Source organism: Streptomyces durocortorensis (assembly GCF_016901035.1).
GTDB classification, from domain to species: Bacteria; Actinomycetota; Actinomycetes; order Streptomycetales; family Streptomycetaceae; genus Streptomyces; species Streptomyces durocortorensis.
The window spans coordinates 2,437-7,043 of the sequence record NZ_JAFEUF010000061.1 but is presented as its reverse complement, the minus strand read 5'-3'; the positions used below and the strand labels follow the sequence as shown (position 1 = coordinate 7,043).

The window sequence follows — 4,607 nt, the reverse complement described above, 5'->3', positions numbered from 1 at the left end:
GGCCCTAGCGCGGCCACCAACACCGCGGGGGGGGGCGGGGGCACCAGCGTGGGCCGGGCGCCCGGGCCCGTCTGCCCACCCCCCCGGGCCCCCCCCCCCCCGGGGGCCGGGGGGGGGGGCGTCATCGTTCTTCGGGGCTCCGCCCCGGACCCCGCTCCTCAATCGCCGGAGGGGCTTGAAATGCGCCCCGGCGGCTAGACGACCTGGTGCAGCCAGCGGACCGGCGCGCCCTCGCCCGCGTGGCGGAAGGACTCCAGCTCGTCGTCCCACGGCTTGCCCAGCAGGGAGGCGATCTCGGCCTCCAGGTCGCTCTCGCCGCGCACCGAGCGGGCCAGCGCGGCGCGTAGCCGGTCCTCGGGGATCAGGATGTCGCCGTGCATGCCGGTGACGGCGTGGAAGATGCCGAGGCCGGGGGTGGAGCTGTAGCGCTCGCCCTCGGCGGTGGGGCAGGGCTCGGAGGTCACCTCGAAGCGCAGCAGGTCCCAGCCGCGCAGGGCGGAGGCGAGCTGCGAGGCGGTGCCGGCGCGGCCCTTCCAGGAGAATTCGGACCGCCAGGTGCCGGGCGCGGCCGGCTGTCTGATCCAGTCCAGCTGGACCCGCACACCGAGGACGCCCGCCACTGCCCACTCGACATGTGGGCACAGCGCGCGCGGTGCGGAGTGAACGTACAGGACTCCACGTGTCGTCACCGGAACCTCCCGTGTGGGACGAGGTACGCCTTCCCCAGCGGCCTCGCGTCCGTACCGCCTCTTTCCGGCCAGAGCCCGAGGTTGTCATCAGTAAACAGCATCGGGAGTTAATCTCCAGAAAAGGGACAGTATGTGACGTGACGTAATGTACCGGAGCCGTCCGGGTGCGCGGGCGGGCGGGACGCCACTGGTTCGACGGGGAAAAGCTACCGTGCGCCGGGGCCGTCCGTGTGACGTACCGTCGGTCTCAGGCCCCTGATTCGCCGGGTTTCACCCGGCAGGGCGCGCACAGCCCCGACCTGGGGATCGTGTGCTTGCCGGGGGCATGTCCAGAGGCATACGCCAAGGGTTGACCGGAGGGGATCCGACTGATGCCGGAGCGTGTGACACGCCCACGGATGCGTACCGCTGCCGCCGCGTTGACGGCGCTCTCGCTCGTCGGTGCCGCCGCGCTGGCCGGATGCTCCGGCGGCGGCTCGGAGAGCGGCGTGTCGCGGAGCGCGCCGGACGCATCGCGCAGCGCGTCGCCGTCCCCCTCCCCCACCCCGGACTGGAACCCGCGGCCCGCCTCGATCGCCGCGGTCGGGGACTCGATCACCCGGGGGTTCGACGCCTGCTCGGTGCTGGCCGACTGCCCCGAGGTGTCGTGGGCGACCGGCACGGACGACGCGGTGCGCAGTCTCGCGGTCCGGCTGCTCGGCCCGTCGAAGGCGGCGGACCGCAGCTGGAACCACGCGGTGTCGGGATCCCGGATGGTGCAGTTGCCCGAGCAGATGGCGCTGGCGGCGAAGGAGCGGCCGGAGCTGGTGACGGTGATGACCGGCGCGAACGACGCGTGCCGGGACTCGGTGCGGCTGATGACGCCGGTGGCGGACTTCCGGGCGTCGTTCGAGGCGTCGATGCGGCAGCTGCGGGCCGGGGCGCCGAAGGCGCAGGTGTACGTGTCCAGCGTGCCGGACCTGAAGCGGCTGTGGGCGACGGGGCGGGTGAACGAGCTGGGCAAGAAGATCTGGGACCTCGGGATCTGCCAGTCGATGCTGGCCGACGCGGACGACCTGGGGCCCGCCGCCGTGGCCCGGCGGGACGCGGTGCAGGAGCGGGTGGTGGCGTACAACGAGGTGCTGCGGGACGTGTGCGCGAAGGATCGTTACTGCCGCTACGACGGCGGGGCCGTGTACGACTTCCGTTTCACCGGGGCGCAGCTCAGCCCGTGGGACTGGTTCCACCCGAGCCGGGACGGCCAGGCCCGGCTGGCGGAGATCGCCTACCGCAACATCACGGCCGCCGAGCCGTCCGCGTAGGGTCGATGACCATGACCAGCGGTACGGACACGGACACGGCGGTACAGACGGAAGACTTCGGTGCGCTCGCGGACGGGTCGCCCGTCCACCGGTGGACGCTGGAGCGGGACGGGGTCCGGGTGCGGGTCCTGACGTACGGCGCGATCGTGCAGTCGGTGGAGGCTCCGGGGCGGGACGGCTCCCGGGCCCCGGTGGCGCTGGGGCTGCCGGAGGTCGGGGGGTACGAGGAGTTCCCCGGCCCCTACTTCGGCGCGGTGGTCGGGCGGTACGCGAACCGGATCGGGGGCGCGTCGTTCGTGCTCGACGGGCGTACGCACCGGCTGACGGCCAACGAGGGCGGCAACCACCTGCACGGCGGGGCCAGGGGCTTCGACAAGCGGGTGTGGGACGCGGTGGCGGTGCCGGACGGGGTGCAGATGTCCCTGGTGTCGCCGGACGGGGACGAGGGGTATCCGGGGCGGCTCGACTTCTCGGTGACGTACACCCTGGGACCGGGCGGGGCGCTGCTGCTCGACCACCGGGCGGTGGCCGACGCGCCGACCGTGCTGAACCCGACCAGCCATCTGTACTGGAACCTGGCGGGCGCGGACAGCGGGAGCGCGCTGGGGCAGCAACTGCGCATCGCGGCGGGGCACTTCACCCCGGTGGACGCGGCGTCGGTGCCGACCGGTGAGGTGATTCCGGTGGCCGGGACGCGGTTCGACTTCCGGGAAACGCGGGCGGTGGGCGCGGGGTACGACCAGAACTTCGTGCTGGAGGAGGGGGCCCGGGGTGTGGACGCCGTCGCCGCCGAGCTGTACGACGCCTGGTCAGGGCGGGTGCTGACCGTACGGACCACCGAGCCGGGGCTCCAGCTGTACACGGCCGACCACTTCGACGGGCGGCCGTACGGGCCGTGCGCCGGGATCGCGCTGGAGACCCAGCACTTCCCGGACTCGCCGAACCGGCCGGAGTTCCCGTCGACGGCCCTCCGGCCGGGCGAGGTGTTCGTCTCGCACACCGCGTACGCCTTCTCGGTGCGCTGAGACGCTCCTGCTCCTTCTCTTACGGCGCTCCGCTCAGCGGGCCAGGCCCAGGGTGACGCCGAGGCCGACCAGGACCGAGCCGATCGAGCGGTTCAGGGCCTTCTGGCGGCACAGCATCGCGCCGCGCAGCCTGGAGTGCGAGAAGAAGAGGGCGACCAGCGCGAACCAGCCGATGTGGGCGGCCGACATGAACAGGCCGTACCCCGCCTGCTGCCAGAGGGCGGTGTCGGGGCCGACGACCTGGGTGAAGGTCGCGACGACGAACAAAGTCGTCTTCGGGTTGAGGGCGTTGGTCAGGAAGCCGCTGCGCAGCGCCCCTGGGCGAGTGAGCCCGGGACGGTCGCTCAGGTCGACGTCGAGGTCGGCGCGGGCCAGGAAGGTGCGTACGCCGATGTAGATCAGGTAGGCGGCGCCCGCCAGCTTGACCGCGGTGAACAGGGCGGTGGACGAGGCGATGAGCAGTCCTACGCCGAGCATCGTGTACGTGACGTGGACCAGGACGCCCGCGGCGACCCCGGCGGCCGCGAGGACGCCGGTGGTGCGCCCGTACAGATAGCTGTTGCGGACGACCATCGCGAAGTCGGCGCCCGGGGAGACGACCGCGAGGACGGTGATGGCGGCGACCGCCAGCAGCTCGGTCACGCCGACCAAGCCCGGGGGGCCGGGGGAACGTCACCGCTGTCGGCGGTTCCGGGACCGGGGCCCGGGTCGGCCGCCGCGTCCGGGTCGACCAGGTCGCGGGCGAGCAGGGTGGCCCCGGCGACGGCTCCCGGCATCAGGAACACCGCGACGAACGGGATCAGGAAGGCCAGGACCAGCGGGACGCCGAAGCCGAGCGCCAGCATCCGGCGGCCGCGCAGCAGGACGAGGCGGTCCCTCAGGACCATGCCCCGGCGCTGGAGGGCGACGGCTGTCAGCTCCTCGGCCAGGAAGTAGCCGGAGACGCAGAAGCCGATCGCGGGGACCACGGTCTGTCCGACGACCGGGATGAAGCCGCAGCCGAAGAGGATGATCCCGTACAGGGCGACGCGCAGCAGGATGCGCAGGGAGTCGCGGGCGGAGATCCACAGTTCCCGCCAGAGCGGCAGTCCGGACTCGGGGACCTCGCCGCCCTCGCTGCGGTCGACCTCCTCGGAGAGCGACTCGTAGAAGGGCTGGCCGACCAGGAGGGTCACAGCGGTGAAGGTGATGACCGCGAGGAACAGGCCGAAGACGAAGACGAGCGCGGTCAGCCCGGTGCGCAGCAGGCCCTGCCAGGGCGAGGACCAGTCGTCGGCGAACGGGGTCGCCCAGCCGACGAAGTCGTCGGCTCCGTAACCGAGTCCGATCAGCGCCCCGGCGTAGACGACGAGGGTGACGAGTCCGGGCAGCAGCCCGAATCCGAACCATCGCCCGTGTTGGGCAACCCAGCGCTGCCCCTTCATCAAGTAACCGAAACCCGCCCCGAGATCACTCATGGGCGTCAGCGTACGGCGTGGGGAACGGGGGCGGGGGGGGCCCCCCCCCCGCCGGGGGGGGGGGGGCGCCCCGCCCCCCCCCCGGGGGGGCCCCCCCCCGGGGCGCGCGGGGGCGTGGAGGCGGGGGCGGGGGGG

The 4,607-nt window shown here is 73.1% G+C and carries 5 protein-coding genes; 2 read left to right on the top strand and 3 right to left on the bottom strand.

From position 1 onward, the window contains the following. Window positions 1–194 precede the first annotated feature (194 nt). Window positions 195–689, bottom strand: coding sequence for a DUF3145 domain-containing protein (locus JS521_RS14530; RefSeq protein WP_193463899.1), 495 nt, complete (start codon window positions 687–689; stop codon window positions 195–197). A 398-nt stretch (window positions 690–1,087) separates the two neighbouring features. Here JS521_RS14530 and JS521_RS14525 point away from each other — a divergent pair, with 398 nt between their 5' ends. Continuing rightward, window positions 1,088–1,990, top strand: a complete 903-nt coding sequence (locus tag JS521_RS14525) for an SGNH/GDSL hydrolase family protein (RefSeq protein WP_205083399.1) — start codon at window positions 1,088–1,090, stop codon at window positions 1,988–1,990. 5 nt (window positions 1,991–1,995) lie between these two features. Next, window positions 1,996–3,015 (top strand): aldose epimerase family protein, encoded by a 1,020-nt coding sequence (locus tag JS521_RS14520; RefSeq protein ID WP_205083398.1) that lies wholly within the window; start codon window positions 1,996–1,998, stop codon window positions 3,013–3,015. A gap of 33 nt (window positions 3,016–3,048) precedes the next feature. Here the strand turns inward: JS521_RS14520 and JS521_RS14515 are convergent, their stop codons facing one another. Together JS521_RS14515 and JS521_RS14510 are read right to left on the bottom strand one after the other, a co-directional pair. After that, window positions 3,049–3,657, bottom strand: coding sequence for a LysE family translocator (locus JS521_RS14515; protein ID WP_205083397.1), 609 nt, complete (start codon window positions 3,655–3,657; stop codon window positions 3,049–3,051). Continuing rightward, a complete protein-coding gene (locus tag JS521_RS14510) occupies window positions 3,654–4,472 on the bottom strand; it encodes an EI24 domain-containing protein (protein ID WP_205083396.1) in 819 nt (272 codons plus the stop codon). The genes JS521_RS14515 and JS521_RS14510 overlap by 4 nt, the downstream gene beginning before the upstream one ends. Window positions 4,473–4,607 lie beyond the last annotated feature (135 nt).